At 37.6% G+C, this 16,499-nt stretch carries 15 protein-coding genes; 12 read left to right on the forward strand and 3 right to left on the reverse strand.

All coding sequences use genetic code 11. The annotated features are described in order from the left end of the window. Nucleotides 1–16 precede the first annotated feature (16 nt). The gene (locus tag G7051_RS08085; protein WP_166199453.1) at nt 17–994 is read left to right on the forward strand and encodes a Gfo/Idh/MocA family protein; all 978 of its coding nucleotides are present in this window, start codon (nt 17–19) and stop codon (nt 992–994) included. 60 nt (nt 995–1,054) lie between these two features. On the opposite strand, the gene G7051_RS08090 is transcribed toward G7051_RS08085, so the two are convergent. Beyond that, nucleotides 1,055–2,392 carry a dihydroorotase gene (locus tag G7051_RS08090; RefSeq protein WP_166199455.1) on the reverse strand — a complete coding sequence of 446 codons (1,338 nt, stop codon included), beginning with the start codon at nt 2,390–2,392 and terminating at the stop codon, nt 1,055–1,057. Between the two features lie 662 nt (nt 2,393–3,054). Between G7051_RS08090 and G7051_RS08095 the strand changes: the two genes are divergently transcribed. The 6 genes from G7051_RS08095 to G7051_RS08120 all read left to right on the forward strand — a co-directional run bounded on the left by G7051_RS08095 (nt 3,055) and on the right by G7051_RS08120 (nt 8,844). Beyond that, nucleotides 3,055–3,951: a DMT family transporter gene (locus G7051_RS08095; protein WP_166199457.1), complete on the forward strand. Its 897-nt coding sequence runs from the start codon at nt 3,055–3,057 to the stop codon at nt 3,949–3,951. 191 nt (nt 3,952–4,142) lie between these two features. After that, the gene (gene yiaA / locus G7051_RS08100; RefSeq protein WP_166199459.1) at nt 4,143–4,583 is read left to right on the forward strand and encodes an inner membrane protein YiaA; all 441 of its coding nucleotides are present in this window, start codon (nt 4,143–4,145) and stop codon (nt 4,581–4,583) included. After that, the gene (locus tag G7051_RS08105) at nt 4,580–5,521 is read left to right on the forward strand and encodes an alpha/beta hydrolase (protein ID WP_166199461.1); all 942 of its coding nucleotides are present in this window, start codon (nt 4,580–4,582) and stop codon (nt 5,519–5,521) included. The genes yiaA and G7051_RS08105 overlap by 4 nt, the downstream gene beginning before the upstream one ends. Nucleotides 5,522–5,617: 96 nt before the next feature. Next, nucleotides 5,618–6,565, forward strand: a complete 948-nt coding sequence (locus tag G7051_RS08110; RefSeq protein WP_166113511.1) for a nitronate monooxygenase family protein — start codon at nt 5,618–5,620, stop codon at nt 6,563–6,565. Between the two features lie 54 nt (nt 6,566–6,619). Then, entirely contained in the window at nt 6,620–7,447 is an 828-nt protein-coding gene (locus G7051_RS08115) for an MBL fold metallo-hydrolase (RefSeq protein ID WP_166113514.1), read from the forward strand. Between the two features lie 638 nt (nt 7,448–8,085). Beyond that, entirely contained in the window at nt 8,086–8,844 is a 759-nt protein-coding gene (locus G7051_RS08120) for a hypothetical protein (protein WP_166199463.1), read from the forward strand. Between the two features lie 64 nt (nt 8,845–8,908). Here the strand turns inward: G7051_RS08120 and G7051_RS08125 are convergent, their stop codons facing one another. Both G7051_RS08125 and G7051_RS08130 read right to left on the reverse strand, forming a co-directional pair. Continuing rightward, nucleotides 8,909–9,754 (reverse strand): GNAT family N-acetyltransferase, encoded by an 846-nt coding sequence (locus tag G7051_RS08125; RefSeq protein WP_166199465.1) that lies wholly within the window; start codon nt 9,752–9,754, stop codon nt 8,909–8,911. 33 nt (nt 9,755–9,787) lie between these two features. Then, on the reverse strand, nt 9,788–10,681 hold the full coding sequence (locus tag G7051_RS08130; protein WP_166199467.1) for a DUF2156 domain-containing protein: 894 nt from the start codon (nt 10,679–10,681) through the stop codon (nt 9,788–9,790). Between the two features lie 272 nt (nt 10,682–10,953). On the opposite strand from G7051_RS08130, the gene G7051_RS08135 reads away from it, so the two are divergent. The 5 genes from G7051_RS08135 to G7051_RS08155 all read left to right on the forward strand — a co-directional run bounded on the left by G7051_RS08135 (nt 10,954) and on the right by G7051_RS08155 (nt 16,494). Further along, the gene (locus tag G7051_RS08135; RefSeq protein ID WP_166113525.1) at nt 10,954–11,301 is read left to right on the forward strand and encodes a translation initiation factor; all 348 of its coding nucleotides are present in this window, start codon (nt 10,954–10,956) and stop codon (nt 11,299–11,301) included. Further along, nucleotides 11,279–14,542, forward strand: coding sequence for an exodeoxyribonuclease V subunit beta (locus G7051_RS08140; protein WP_166199469.1), 3,264 nt, complete (start codon nt 11,279–11,281; stop codon nt 14,540–14,542). The genes G7051_RS08135 and G7051_RS08140 overlap by 23 nt, the downstream gene beginning before the upstream one ends. Nucleotides 14,543–14,630: 88 nt before the next feature. Beyond that, nucleotides 14,631–15,059: a hypothetical protein gene (locus G7051_RS08145; RefSeq protein WP_166199471.1), complete on the forward strand. Its 429-nt coding sequence runs from the start codon at nt 14,631–14,633 to the stop codon at nt 15,057–15,059. Nucleotides 15,060–15,115: 56 nt separating this feature from the next. Next, on the forward strand, nt 15,116–15,910 hold the full coding sequence (locus tag G7051_RS08150) for a polymorphic toxin type 23 domain-containing protein (RefSeq protein ID WP_166199473.1): 795 nt from the start codon (nt 15,116–15,118) through the stop codon (nt 15,908–15,910). Nucleotides 15,911–15,912: 2 nt separating this feature from the next. Then, complete coding sequence (locus G7051_RS08155) at nt 15,913–16,494, forward strand: hypothetical protein (protein WP_166199475.1); 582 nt, start codon at nt 15,913–15,915, stop codon at nt 16,492–16,494. Nucleotides 16,495–16,499 lie beyond the last annotated feature (5 nt).

A 16,499-nucleotide genomic window follows, 5' to 3' on the forward strand; every position in this document is an offset into this window, starting at 1 on the left:
GAATAATTAGTATAATATGAAAACAATTAATTGGGGTATTATAGGTTGTGGAAATGTTTGTGAAAAGAAGAGTGGACCTTCTTTCTATAAGATAGAACATTCGAATCTGGTGGCTGTTATGAGACGAGATCCGGATAAGGTAAAGGATTATGCCATGCGACACAAAGTCGATAAATATTATACAGATGCCGATCAGTTGATTGCTGATCCCCAAGTGGATGCTGTGTATATTGCAACACCTCCTAATACTCATATGCAGTATGCTATTAAAGCTATGCAGGCAGGTAAGCCGGTATATGTTGAAAAGCCCATGGGGATGAACTCTGCCGAGTGTGAAGAGATGATCCGAACTTCAGAAACCACTAATCAGAAGCTGTTTGTTGCTTTTTACCGTAGAGCATTGCCTTACTTCTTAAAAGTGAAAGAACTGCTGGAGAGTGAAGTTATAGGTAACGTTTTAACTGTTGAGGTAAAGCAATACCGCTCTCCGAGGGTTTCTGATTTAACTTCTTCCGATCATACATGGAGAGTAGACAAAGATATAGCCGGTGAAGGTTACTTTTACGATCTGGCACCTCATACCTTAGACATTTTAGATTTTTTGTTGGGAGAGATTACCGATGCTAAAGGTTTCTCTGCAAACCTGGGTCAATTCTATGAAGTGAAGGATACCATTTCAGCCATTCTTAAATTTAAGTCAGGAATCATAGGTAGTGGACGTTGGTGCTTTGTTACTTCGGCTCAAACGGATGTAGATTCTATTATTATTACCGGAACTAAGGGCGAGATAAGATTCAGTACATTTGACTTTTCTCCTATCTTATTACTCTCGGATACAGCTTCAGAGAGCTTTGATATACCCTCACCTGAACACATTCAGCAGCCATTGATTCAAACAATAGTAGATGAATTGAGAGGTGTCGGGAAATGTCCCTCAACAGGTGTTAGCGGTGCTAGAACCTCGCGTGTGATGGATTTGATTCTCAATACTTAATTAGATAAACTATCACCTTAAAGTCAAATATAGTTTAAGGTGATAGTTTTGTATTTGATTTTAGTTGTTGAAGGTAAGTGCTTGCCCTCTTACTTCGTTTACCTGTCCGTTTTCAAAAGCAATTTGTCCGTTAAGGAATGTTTTCTCAATAGATGTCGATACCGTCTGGTTTTCGAGTGGAGACCATTTGCACTTATATAGAATATTCTCTTGTGTAATAGTATAATCCTTGTTTGGATTTACAAGAACCAGATCGGCAAAATAACCTTCACGAATATATCCACGCTTGTTTATCCTGAATAAAGTTGCCGGAGCATGGCACATTTTGTTAACTACTTCTTCTTTCGATATTTTTCCTTGTTTAGACATCTCTAGCATCATTTGCAATGAATGTTGTACTAGTGGACCTCCCGATGCCGCTTGAAGACATCCACCTGTTTTTTCCTCCAATAAATGTGGAGCATGGTCTGTCGCTATAACATCCAGTTTGCCTTTGAGAAGCCCCTGTAGAAGAGCATCTCTGTCTTCTTTTGTTTTTACCGCCGGATTCCATTTGATACGATTTCCGTATTTTTCGTAATCTTCATCGGAGAACCAAAGGTGATGTACACAAACCTCCCCCGTTATTTTTTTCTCTGTCAGCGGTTTTACATCAAACAGGCTGATTTCTCTTTCTGTTGACAGGTGTAGTATGTGAAGTCTTGCACCATACTTATCAGCAAGCTCTACCGCTTTGGCTGACGATTGATAGCAGGCTTCCGCACTTCTTATCAATGGGTGATACTTAACGGGGATATTGTCTCCTAGCAGATCTTTATAATAAGCGATATTTTTTTGTATGATTTCTTCCTCTTCGCAGTGAGTAGTTATGATCATATCAATCTCTGCAAATATAGCTTCCAGTGCTTTGCGTTTATCAACCAGCATATTACCGGTAGAAGAACCCATGAATATTTTTACACCGCAAGTATTCTTTTTGTCGATTTTACGAAGTTCAGCCAGATTATCGTTGGTAGCTCCCAAATAGAAAGAATAGTTGGCATATGATTTTTGTGCCGCTGTCTCAAATTTGGCATCCAATGCTTCAATAGACGTTGTCTGAGGCTTAGTATTAGGCATTTCCATGTACGAAGTCACTCCCCCCGCAATGGCTGCTTTACTCTCGGAGGCAATATCGCCCTTATGGGCCAGTCCTGGATCTCTAAAGTGTACCTGATCGTCTATGACACCCGGTATTAACCATAATCCTTCGGCATCGATAATGGTTGCCCTGTTAAGGATTTCAGACGGAACACTATTCTCTTTGTAAATAGCCTTAATGATTTCTCTCTCTATAAGAACAGAACCTTTAATCGATTCACCCTCATTTATTATGGTTGCATTTTGAATAAGGTACATATTTGATATTTTTCGGGTTATTTATTTCTTGTTTTACACTCTTATACAAAGATAACGGTTTTGCTGATATGTATTGTAGAATAATAAAACAGCCTTGTTATTAAAGTGATAGCAAGTATTAATAGGCCTGAGGTCTTAAACCTGTAACCCAAGTGTACAAAAAGTACTACAATCTAAACAATTACTATACAAAAAAGTGACATTTTATACTCTTCTTGTTTATTTGTTAACTTTCAGTATATCAGTATTTATTGTCGAAAAAGATTACAAAAGTGACAAAAGTTACACCTGCTTTATTTTCTCTCTTTTTTTCATTGTTCTGTTTCTTTTAATAGATAAATTTGTGATAATTCCAACCAGATAAACCGAACAGTCGGTTTGATCGGTTGGTGATTTTATTTTGATATGTTCTGTTTAATAAAATATTATTTTTATTGTTTAATGTTCAATTTTACGAACGCATCCTATGGGGGGGTTGTGGATGAGATCAATGCAGATAAAACCATCCGTTTCGATTAGTAAGGTATTGCCTTTTTTCCTTAAATGAAACATTGTACCTTTGTCAGGTTTTAAGGTGATGTGGCTGTAATTATATCTGTCGGTATGTTGAATATCGGCAGTAGGGCACAGTCAGAGTAACAATTTGTAAAAAGAATATGGCAATGAAAAGTTTTAAAGGAGTTATTTATGCACTTGTTTCATCGGGTACTTTTGGTTTGATACCTTTGTTTTCGATTCCTTTAATGACCGATTCCAATATGGGATTGCCTTCGATTTTATTTTATCGTTTTTTGTTCTCTACTTTGCTGATGGGAGCTATCTGCTTGTTTAAAAAAGAAAATTTCAGAATATCAAAAAAGGATATAGTGACGATTGGATGGCTAGGGGTGCTTTATGCCGCAACAGCTATGTGCCTTATTTATTCATACAAATATATACCGAGTGGATTGGCTACTACAATTCATTTTCTCTATCCTATTGCGGTTAGTTTCTTGATGGTTGTCTTTTTTAAAGAACGAAAATCCATAGTGCTTTTTCTGGCAGCCGTTTTGTCGCTTATTGGAGTTGCCCTGCTTTGCTGGAGTGGCGAGGGCAGTATCAATCTGATTGGTGTTGCAATAGCCTCCCTTACCGTAATAACTTATTCGGTATATATAGTAGGGATCAATCAATCATCTGTAGGAAAGATGAATGCCGAAATTCTTACATTTTATATACTCCTGTCGGGTGCTGTCTTATTCTTTATATTTGCTGCCACTTCTGACGGGGGAGTCGAGTTAATACCTGATACAACAGCCCTTTGGAGGTTGTCGTTGCTGGCATTTCTGCCCACCGTAATTTCTGATCTGACTTTGATTTTGGCTATAAAATACGCAGGTTCTACCATTACATCTATTTTAGGTTCTATGGAACCACTGGTTGCAGTACTGATCGGCGTGCTGTATTTTTCCGAATACTTTAATTTAAATAGTGGTTTTGGTATATTGCTGATATTAGTTTCCGTGAGCTTAGTTATTGTCTTTGGCAAGCAAAAGAAAGAGTCTATGTTGGGTGACTAATTGATCTTCTATCTGTTTGTTTAGGCTCTTTTGTCCTTTAGTCAGTAATTTGCTGTTTTTCTGTAATTAATGTTCGTTATTAAATAAATATAATTATTTTTGGCGGTTAAACGTTAAATTGATTGAAAGTCTTTGATTTATTTAACTTGAAAGAACATCATTAACTATTACTTAATATTGAAAATGTAATTATGGAAGAAGAAACAGTAAAGCCGGATTCTACGCCTAGAATAAAAAGAAATAAAGAAGTTCCTTCGGCAGCTTTTGTCGGAGCCGCCTGGTTCGTCTTGTTTGTGGGGGTAATTGCTTATCTCATTGGTTTGTGGAATGCCGAAATGCAATTAAACGAAAAAGGATATTATTTTACCATACTATTGTTCGGTCTGTTCTCTGCAGTAACACTTCAAAAAAGTGTAAGGGATAAACTCGAAGGAATTCCCGTAACCAATATCTTTTTTGCTATTAGTTGGTTTGGTACAATTGTTTCGATATTGCTATTGGTTGTTGGATTATGGAACGCTGAGTTAGCATTGAGTGAAAAAGGCTTTTATGGTATGTCTTATACCTTAAGTTTATTTGCAGCCATATCTGTTCAGAAAAATATTAGAGACACAGCTGAATCGGAAAGATGAAAAAAGTAAAAATATTTTTAGCCGTATTTGTAGTATTACTCGCTATCGTTGTTGGTGGAGGTATTTACATGTTTGGCGTTTCGTTGGATAGAAAAGTAACATCAACGGACGAAGAAGGTGCTTATGCTTTTCTTTATGATCACGATCCTAATCTGAAACTCTGGGTAGATAGCCTACGCCGGGAATCAGCCCTGAGAGATACGTTCATCGTTGCCGATGATGGCAGTAAACTTCATGCGTTGTATGTTCGTTCGGCCATTGAGTCGCCTAATACAGCACTTATTATTCATGGATATACCGATAATTCGATTCGTATGCTGATGATCGGTCATCTGTACAATAAAGAGATGAACTATAATATCCTGCTTCCCGATTTGAGAGCACATGGAAAAAGCGATGGTGAATATATTCAGATGGGTTGGAAAGACCGTCTGGATATTCTGAAATGGATAGATGTCACTAAAGGCATATATGGCGATACTACCCGCATGGTTATCCACGGTATATCGATGGGAGCAGCCACAACTATGATGACATCGGGAGAAGATCTGCCCGAAAATATAAAATGCTTTGTTGAAGATTGTGGATATACCAGTGTTTGGGACGAATTTAAGCACAAGCTTAAAGATGAATACGGCTTACCTGCATTTCCCATATTGCATACAGCTTCTTTGTATGCTCAAGCAAAAGTGGGATGGAATTTCAAAGAAGCATCGGCTTTGGAGCAATTGAAAAAATCCAAGCTTCCTATGTTTTTCATTCATGGCGATAAAGATACCTATGTACCCACATGGATGGTGAATAAGCTTTATGAAGCCAAACAAGGTGATAAAGAACTATGGGTTGTACCCGGTGTAGAACACGCAAATGCTTACTGGGATTATACGGATGAGTACGTGGCAAAAACGAACCAATTTGTCAGTAAATACATCCATTAAGGTCACAGACCTTTTTATAATATAGTAAAGGCGGGTTATAAACTCGCCTTTCGTCATTTTTAGTATCTTTGTAAAATATGAGCTAAAATTAGAGTCATGGAAAATAGAATAACAAAACTTTTTAATATAAAATACCCGATTATATCGGGAGGTATGGTTTGGTGTAGTGGCTGGAGATTGGCTTCTGCCGTAAGTAATGCCGGAGGACTTGGTCTTATAGGTGCAGGATCTATGTATCCTGAAGTACTCAGAGAGCATATCCAAAAATGCAAAGCGGCAACTAATAATACATTTGGGGTGAATGTGCCTCTACTGTATCCTAATATTGAAGAGATAATAAATATTATAATCGAAGAAGGAGTAAAAGTAGTATTTACTTCTGCCGGAAACCCCAAGACATGGACTAAGAAATTACAGGAGCATGGTATTAAAGTAGCCCATGTAGTATCGAGCTCTAAGTTTGCAGTTAAATGTCAGGAAGCTGGCGTTGATGCAGTTGTTGCCGAAGGATTCGAGGCCGGAGGGCACAACGGAAGAGAAGAAACCACAACTTTGACTTTGATACCCCAAGTTCGTAAAAGTATCGATATTCCTTTGATTGCTGCCGGAGGTATTGCAACAGGTAATACCATGTTGGCTGCTTTGGCTTTAGGAGCCGAAGGGGTGCAAATTGGAACCCGTTTTGCATTGACTCAGGAAAGTTCTGCTTCTGCTGAATTTAAAAATCTATGTGTAAGTCTTAATGAAGGAGATACATTGCTGTCTCTTAAGAAAGTAGGACCAACCCGCATGATAAAGAATGAATTCTACAAACAAGTACAGGAAGCTGAAGACAGAGGAGCCTCTGCCGAAGAAATAAAAGCACTTTTGGGTAAAGGACGTTCTAAAAAAGGAATATTCGAGGGAGACCTTGTAGAAGGTGAACTCGAAATAGGGCAAATTGCTTCCTTGATTAAAGACCTTCCTTTGGCCGGAGATGTTGTAAAATCAATTATCACAGAATTCAATACAAGTGCAAAAGCTCTGTCGGGAATTTCTTTCTAAGAGCTCAGATCTTTCGAATCTATTCTGTTACTTAATTACTTGTAACTACTTAAAATGCAATACGATCTTTTTGCACCCATACCAAAATATAAATTAATAAGCCTTTCGAGTGGTAGCAGTGGTAATTGCTACTACTTGGGAACTTCTCAGTACGGTATCCTTATCGATGCCGGTATTGGGATGCGTACTATAAAAAAATACTTGCGTGAATACGGTATCGCTATGGAAACCATCATTGCAGTATTGGTTACGCACGATCATGCCGATCACATAAAATCAATCGGAGGTTTCGGCGGGAAATTGAATATTCCTGTGTATGCTACAGAAACCGTTCATGCAGGCATCGAGAGAAGCCGCTTTGTCGAAGAAAAATTTACGGGAGCTAAGCGAATCGTTGAAAAAGAAAAAACATTTGAGATAAAAGAATTTCAGATAACAGCTTTCGATGTTCCGCACGATACGATTGAAAACGTAGGTTATCAAATCAAGATTGCAGATAAAACCATTGTTCTGGTTACCGACGTAGGTCGTATCACCGAAACAGTCTCTAAATATGCCCGATCGGCTAATCACCTGATTATTGAAGCCAATTACGATGAAGAGATGCTTAGTTGCGGACGTTACCCTGCTTATCTCAAGCAGCGTATTACTTCGGGAATGGGACATTTGAGTAATCGCCTTACAGGAGAGCTGTTAACTTCCATCTATCACGATAAGATGGACGAGATATGGCTCTGTCATCTCAGTCAGGATAATAATCACCCCGACCTTGCTTACAAAACAGTAGAATGTGCTTTAAACTTGCAAGGGATAAAGGTGGGTAAAGATGTCAATCTTAAAACTCTTAGTCGGGGAAAACCCTCAGGATTAATTGAGTTTTAAGGTCACAGACCTTTTTGGCACTTTGGTAAGTATAACAAATATAGATTGTAACAACGATAAAATACACCAATAAATTTTATTCTTTACTTAAATATTAAACCTATAAAATGAATCAGTAATTGCTCTATAGTTGTAATTACTGATTTTTTATTATATTTGTGAAACATAAAAGCCTCTTTTTGAAAGATATGTCAATGCAATTAACAAATATATTTGTTTGTAATAATCTAAATTTTAACTATTTAGATTTGTCTGCTTGCGTTGAAATATTAGAGAGAGAGAGAGAGAGAGAGAGAGAGAGAGAGAGAGAGAGAGAGAGAGCTAAATAATGCCTCTTCGCATGTATTAATTCCTATTTTATTCCTTTATTTTCCAGGCGGCAAATTTTGTCTGTCTGCTTCATTGTGTATTATCGACTCGTATATCTTCTGCACCAGAGCGTTTCCTGAAAAACATTATTTAAGTTGTCTCCCAACAGTTTACTATTCAAATGATTTATTTTTTTTGTTGTCGTTTAAAATCTGTATAGTCAGACTGTTAAAGGCACAACTTTCACGGGTAGAGTCATGTAGTGATTACATGTCTCTGCCTTTTTTGTCATACAACCAACTAACTGATATATCTAAATTATAAAACAAATGAGAAAAAATTTATTGTTATTCGGACTGTTTTTTATTGGTTTTATCCATGCACAGGTAGGAATTAATACCGAAAGTCCTTTAGGTTTATTACATATCGATGCCGGAGTTGCCGGGGTTACATCTGATGATGTTATAATATTGAACGATGGTAAAGTCGGGATAGGTACAACTACTCCTTCTAATAAACTTTCGATTGTAAATACAGGGGGCGACACGGGGTTGCATTTACCTAATGGAGCAGCATCCGGCAGAGTCTTAACGTCCGACACTCAGGGGAATGGAGTTTGGATATCTGGTGCGGTTCAATATCAAACATCAGTCTATGGGGTTGGAAACCAATTGCTGGTAAATGGTGCGGTTTTCCCGAATTTTGCAAAACTAACCAGTTTGAGAGGCGTTCTTTTTGATCGCGCAAAAGATATATATGGGGCAGCTTATGGATGGGATGTAAACAATCAGCAATATGTTGCACCGGTATCAGGGGTTTACAGAATAGCCTACGGTGTATATTTTCAGACCAGAGGTAATATCGGGGAAAATTTCCGAGCCTATATATTTCGTAATGGGACTCAATTTCTAAATAGCGGGCTGGTTTCCGTTACAGATGCAGGATATGATATTGCCAGTTACGTTATGGGGCTTACCAATTTAGCTAAAGGAGATGTAATAGATTTGAGGGTCTCGTGTCAGCCTTCGGGAACATTGGCTTATTGGGCAGGCGTAGGGCACACTTTTTTAATCATAGAGTCACTGTAGTTTGTCATACTTATCAGTATAAGATAGTAAAAAGGCAAATCTATCCACCGGTTTGCCTTTTTATTTATTCCAGCATCAAATTAAGAACAGGCTTATGTTCTTCGAAAAGAGAAGAATATTCTTCCGGTAATTCATTGGTGTGAAATCCGAAAAGCAAGCGAGTCAGCATATTTATATTGACTTCAATATCTGGATTTGATCGACTGTGTTTTACATGCCCACCGCTAATTTGATAAGTCTGATTCTCTACTTTTATTGTGAAATTTTTATCTGTATTTTTTTGTGCGTATAATCCCAGCACAAATAGAGGATCTATTACACAAGACATACCTCTTAAATTGAACTTAGGAGGTTTACTATCTAAGATATATTCTTTGACGATTGTCTCAAAATCATACTCCGATTTCAAAACGCAGAAATCTCTTTGCTGATATTCCTTATCGAATGTTTTATATATTTCCTCAGAATCGCCTGTGTGTTTATCTAAGAAGGTTTTAAAACCTATATCTTCGGGGCTTTCTTCGAATGTCGTTTCGAATCCGTATTTCTTGTAATACCCGAAAAGCCAGTCTTCGGCAGGAACCAAGATCGAAAGAGGTATATTCCTTTCTTTCATAACAGCAAAAGACTCCTTGATCAATTGCCCCATATACCCTTTACCTCTGTATTCGGGTAAAGTACATAATCCAGCCAGATAATAAAATGGTATTACTTCACCATAAAACCGAATAGAATAGGGTAGCATTTGCAAAGAAGCCACAGCCTTATTTTCGACCCAATATATAAGCGTGTTTTCATCCCTGTATTGTCGGGAGAAATACAGATTCATATATTCGTCGGTATCTTCGAAGCAGATTTTCCACATCGAACGAACTTCAGCGGCTGTGTTTTTATTTGCAAATTCAATCATATTCTATTTAAGTTGTTTACTGCATTATTTCGCTCAGCAAGGAACCAATACTCCTTCCTCTAATAAAATATCGGGCTGATACGAGAGTTTGGCTTTTCTCAATGGCTCCAATCCCATATCTTCCTCACGATTGATATATTTGAATTTAGAAGCTTCGTGTTCTATAAATTGCTGATTAATTATGGTGTAAGCTCCGTTAATTTCACCGAAAGCCTTTTCAACATGTACTACAAAAGTATCTTCCGTTAACTTTTCGCCTATTGTAAAGGCTATGATTTTTCCGTTTACACGGATAGCTCCTCCAGTCAATTGCAGTTCGTCGAAATGCTCTAACATCAATCGGGTTGCAATATAATCATATTGGAGCGATCTGTCTTTATCCTCTTTAATGTTTTCCCACTCATTGAGCATGGTCACACATTCACTCAGCTCTTTTTTGTTTGTCAGAGGAAAATATTGCCAGTCGGGATTGTCAATCTTAAATCGGTTGATATGGTTGCGTTTACTTTGAAGCTTCTTGCCCGAAAGCGAAATCAATTTAGATGATAGGTAGATATATTCGTCATTGTTACGTTCGTGTATATATTTGAATTGATTGGGCATTTTTTTATTGATCATTTCCCACATTTCGGCGGTGATGCCCTTCATCTGAAAAGGAATATTCGACGCTTTTGCATCCGCCTGTAATATATTGATAGCCTCATTTATGGGCATAGGGCCAATAGGCATCATATAATATACCTTGCCATCTGTTTCGAGAAACTTAAGAAATAGAGTTTTGTGTTGAATGTCGTATTGGGTTTTGAATTTAGCATTCCATGCAAACATATTGGTAAAACTGAAATCGCATGCACGGAAAGTATTGCCATCCAGACAAGCATCTATTTGGGGCTTATCGGATAGTTCTATGGTTTTAAAGTGAATCATAACTACTTAATTAAACTAGCGTTAAATGTTTATTACTATCCTTTTTATCAAAGTATAGTTGAGTAATATAGCCGATCAAAATAGTAAAAAGGTCTGTGACCTTAGTCTATCAAACAATTGGTATTCTTGTTATGTTCATATCTCTACAAAAAGCACGCCGAAAATTTCAGATGACAGATTTCTCTTTCAATCTGACAATTTTTAAGTATATTTGATTCAGTAATTAAGGTCACAGACCTTACGTATTTGGCTTATTTACATACTTAACTGTTATGAAAACGAATAATGACTGGAAAGACCGCTTAAATGTGGTTTATTCGACCAATCCCGATTATAAATATGATTCGGAAGACGAAGAAGAGGTAGTTGCCTTACCCAAAGAAAAGCAACTTCTCAGAATAGAACTTGATAAGAGAAACCGCAAAGGTAAATCGGTAACACTGATTACTAATTTTGTTGGATCGGATGACGATTTGCAGGACTTGGCAAAATCACTTAAAACTCGTTGTGGCGTGGGAGGTTCTGCCCGTGACGGAGAAATTCTTCTTCAAGGCGATTTCAGAACCAAAGTTTTAGAGCTGTTACAAAAAGACGGATATGCTAAGGCACGAATCATCTGATAGTGCAAACCTGACCGTTTATAAAGCTTCTGCCGGATCGGGTAAAACACACCGACTGACGGAGGAGTACCTCTTGTTGCTTTTTTCTTCCCCTTTTTCGTACAAACATATTCTGGCCGTAACCTTTACCAATAAGGCTACCGAGGAAATGAAAAGCCGTATTATCGAAGAACTGGCAAAACTGGCATCGGATAAACCTTCCGATTATGTAAAGACGCTGACCAAAGAATACCGCAAACCCGAAGAGTGGGTGAGGGCACAGGCTCGAAAGATATTGATTAGTATACTTCACGACTATTCGTCTTTTTCGATCAGTACCATTGACCGATTCTTTCAACAAACCATGCGGGCTTTTACCCGTGAAATTGGTTTGGGGGGAGGGTATAATGTAGAACTCGATACAGGTAAAGTTCTGGGCGAAGCAATCGACTCGATGCTTTACGATCTGGAACGAGCCGAGAATGAACAGTTGCTCGATTGGCTGATACGTTTTTCCGAAGAAAAAATAGAAAGTGGCGAAACGTGGAATATCCGTAACGATATACAATCGCTATCCACCGAAATTTTCAAAGAAACCTACAAAGCTTTCAGCGATCAGATACAAGCCGACATTGCCGATAAAACCCTGTTGGACGATTATAAAAAAACGCTGATAATCTATATTCAACAATACGAAAAAAGGTCGAAAGAAATTGCCGAGAAGGCACTTAATATAATGGTGAGGTTCGATCTTCGTCCCGAAGATTTTAAAGGAGGAGCACGATCTACTTTCTTTAGCTTTTTGAAGTGGGCAACAGGCGAAATAAAAGAACCGACCGATACTTTTCGTAAACTACCTGACGATGTCTCGGGCTGGTATACAAAAACTACTCCTGCCGATGCAAAATCTAAAATAGAAGATGCATTTGGCAATGGCTTGAATGATTGTGTAAATGATATAATTGCCCACTATGATAATTCGGCAACTTATCAGACAGCTTACGAAATAAACCGTTACTTTTTCACATTGGGCATATTGGGCGATGTAGACAAAAAAGTGAGGGAATATGCAGCCGAAAATAATGTGATGCTAATTTCGGATACTACCGAATTACTCAATAAGATTATTGAAGGCACAGATACTCCGTTTGTATATGAAAAAGTCGGTACCCGTGTTGATCATTATATGATAGATGAGTTTCAGGACACATCCAATATGCAGTGGAAAAACTTTTTGCCTTTGGTGAGAGACAGTCTTTCTGCCGGAAACAAGAATCTTATTGTAGGTGATGTAAAACAAAGTATCTATCGCTGGCGTAATTCCGATTGGAAACTATTGGATGAGCAACTTGATATAGATTTTAAAACCAACGGTGTTATTCATAAATCGCTCGATATGAACTGGAGAAGCGGCGAAAACGTCATCAATTTTAATAATGCTGTTTTCGAAATAGGTTCGAAGTTATTGCAAAACCTGTTTAATGAAACGTTAGCCGATATAACATATGACGAGGCTTTAGCTCCTTTGTATACACGTATCGAAAACGCTTATAAAGATTCTTATCAATACCTTCCCGACAAAAAGAAAGGGAATCTTTCGGGACATGTGAAGGTTCATTTTGTAGACACCGAAGAAAATAGCAACTGGCAGGCTTATGTACTGGATCAGTTGCCACATACGATCGAAGAACTTCAGGATAAAGGATATTCGCTGAGAGACATTGCCATATTAGTCCGTACCAAGAAAGAAGGTGCAGAGGTGGCAAACCGGCTTTTGGAGTATAAAAACTTACAGAAAAATTCGAAATACAGATACGATATTATTTCGGATGAGGCATTATTTATCAAGAACTCTAAGAGTATAAAGTTGGTTGTTTCGTTATTGAAGTATTTGCGTAACCCCTCCGATTTCACATTGAGGACATTGGCTATTTACGAATATTTCAAGTTTAAAGATCAGCTTACACCCGAAGAAACAATATGTACACACCTTTCTAATTCCGATGATTTTCCCGAAGAAGTCTCTGTTGAATTGAATCGGATCAAAGAACTTCCCCTCTATGAAATGACCGAGGAGATTTTTGATCTTTTCAAAGAAGCCATGGAAAGTAACGAGAATATCTATATACAAGCGTTTATGGATATGGTTCTCGATTTCTCGGTGAAACATTCGTCCGATCTTGATTCCTTCCTTCAATGGTGGGACGAAAGCGGACAAACCAAAACCATATTCACACCCGACGGGCAGGATGCCATACGAATTATGACTATCCATAAATCGAAAGGATTGGGTTTCGAAGTTGTACTTCTTCCTTTCGGACATTGGGATATAGACCATAAGATGCCTACCATCCTTTGGTGTCAGCCTCGATTCGAGCCTTTCAACCAATTGCAGCTTGTCCCCGTAAAATATTCTCAGAAGCTAAAGAATACCATCTTTGCCTATGAATATTTTGATGAAAAACTGCATGCCTTTATCGATAACTTCAATGTGCTTTATGTAGCTCTTACCCGTGCTAAGAACGATTTGATTATATTCTCACCCAAGCCTAAAGAAAAGCAAAAGGGGATTAATTCGATCTCGTCTCTTTTGTGGACTTGCATTCATGCAGAAGCAAAACCACAAGAGGGTAAAATCTTTGTGTCGTTACAAGAATCAATGGATCAGGAATCCGATTGTTTCGAGTTGGGCGAGAGTAAAGGCGATTCCTTGTCACAAAGAGGTTCAGATACTTTATCGGACGATGAGGTCAGTATCGGTGCATTAGCCAGTATATCTTTTGACGACAGGCTGAAACTACGATTAAACAACAAGTACTTCTTTTCCGAAAACGGGCAACGTGAATATGGTACTCTTATGCACGAAATTGTAAGTAAAGTAACATCGTTGGCAGATTTAGATAAAGTGGTAGAGACTTATCAGTTATCGGGTGAAATAACCGAAGAGGAGAGAACCAAAATAACTCTGCTTTTGAATGACTATTTGTCTAATCCGCAAATCGAACCTTGGTACACCGAAGAATATAAGGTGTTGAATGAGGTCGAAATATTACAGCCCAACGGTACATTTATCCGTCCCGACAGGGTTATGATGCGGGCGGGCGAAATTATAGTTATAGATTATAAATTCGGAGAGAAAGAAGAAAAAAAATACCTCAAACAAGTGAAAAACTATATGACCCAGATCAAAAAAATGGGTTATAATAACGTCAAAGGATTCGTTTGCTATATTACGTTGGGATTGGTGATTGAAGTAGAATAACCTTAATTGATAAATGTAAATGATGCTGTTGTTAAATTTGTTCTGAGTTTATAATGTTTTAATTATTGAATAGACTAAAAAAATAAATATGGAAGCTTTACTACTTAATACATTGCCAATTGTAGGGGTTATAGTTGGAGCGTTTCTTCAATTTCACTTTTCAAAAAATAAAGATAACCGACAATTGAAAAGAGCTTTAGAAACCCAAGCATATACAGATTATTTACGAGCTGTGGCTGGACTTTCAATGTCTCATAGATTTAATGACGAAGAGAAAAAACGAGAATATTTATCAGTACTAACAGAAGCTAAAATCAAAATTTCTATTTATGGAAGTAAAGAGGTTATTGAGAGTTTAGCTGATTTTGAGAGGGAAGGGGCTAATTTTAATACAGATAAACAAAAAACTCTTTTTATCAAAATTGGGCAAGCAATGAGAAGCACAAATATTAATTCTACTGAAAAGGTTTTAGATAAAAATTTTGGTCAATTATTTTTCTCTATTGACCTCGAATAGAGTTATAATACGATTATTATTGATAATCTTAAAAGCAAAGATAATAAAGGTAAAATGTGAAAACGTCCAGTATTATTTTATTGATTTTATTTAGCATTGTACTCAACGTGCAATCTCAGGTAGTAAATGATAATGGTTACACTTCACTTTATATTTTCAATGCGGATAGAAATAACGGTTTTGAAGTAAAAGCTTCAATCGTTGCCTTGTTTACTGCCGGATCGGCTGATAGAAACGGTTTTCGCTTGGGTGGCTCGTTAATCGTATCTAAAACGATTGGTGACTGGACATTTTCAACAGGGCTGGATGCCTATAAAGCCAAAGAGAAATTCGGACTGGGTACTACTTTTGCCGGAGTAGATTATGACGATGGCAGATACGGAGCTTCGTATTTGGTCAATAAATATTATCAGGGCGGTAAACAAGTCTCAGGAATTGTAGGTCTTAGGTTAGATGATTTCAGCCTAAAATTCGAAGATGATATTCTGGCTCTCCCTTTTACCGGATTTACGATTTATGACAGATACCGGACGGCTGCTTTAGAACTTCGATATAAACACTTCATGGTCGGTACAAATGTCTATACGACTGAAATAAATGGTTTAACAGATGCGTCACCCTATAATCGAAAAGGTACATACCTGGGAGGAAAGCAAATCTCAAGCCCGATCTATGTCGGCTATACAAACAAAGATCTGATACTCCGTTATGGTTTAAACAATCAGACGGGAGGATACCTCGGACAAAATCTATGGCATCGTAAGTTCTTCGATACAGGCGATTTCAAATCGGCAGGATATCGGAATCAGTTTCTTCAAGTTGGTACTTATCAGCCTTATACCCTATATTGATAATGAGAAATTTTTACTTTACGATATGTATATTAATAATTGGCTTATCAGCTTGTGTAACCGTTAAGCCGAAAGATTTTACCTATCCATATACAAAGGAATATACAGGTCTCGATACATTGATTAATATAGATGGTTATTATGTTACCTGGAGAGAATGCGATTCTACGTTCTTTTCTGTCTTTATGTTTTATCCCGATGGCTTATTTACGATTGCAACTGCGAATAATATTTCTGATCTGACCGATTGTTTTGAGAATGGAGGCAAGTCTAATTTTTGCCAATACGCTTCTTGGGGTACTTATTGGGTAACGGGAGATACAATTAAGACGCAAACGATCAGGCAGGAGGGGATGGGTATCTGTACTATTTTTCGTGATTACGAAATTAAAGGAGCTGAAATCTTAATTAACATAAGTGATTATGTATATCCTCACAATACTAATTTGGGGTATATGAAAGACTATCCGTCTTTTCAAAAGAATAAATGTGCTAAGGCTGCCGCTTTTTATCCTTTGGCTAAAAAACGTAATAGGGAGGATTGCCCATTCATAACAAAAAAATGGTTTAACCCTAACATATAAAGGGT

Origin of the sequence: Dysgonomonas sp. HDW5B (assembly GCF_011299335.1) — a bacterium.
In the GTDB taxonomy this organism is placed as follows: Bacteria; Bacteroidota; Bacteroidia; order Bacteroidales; family Dysgonomonadaceae; genus Dysgonomonas_A.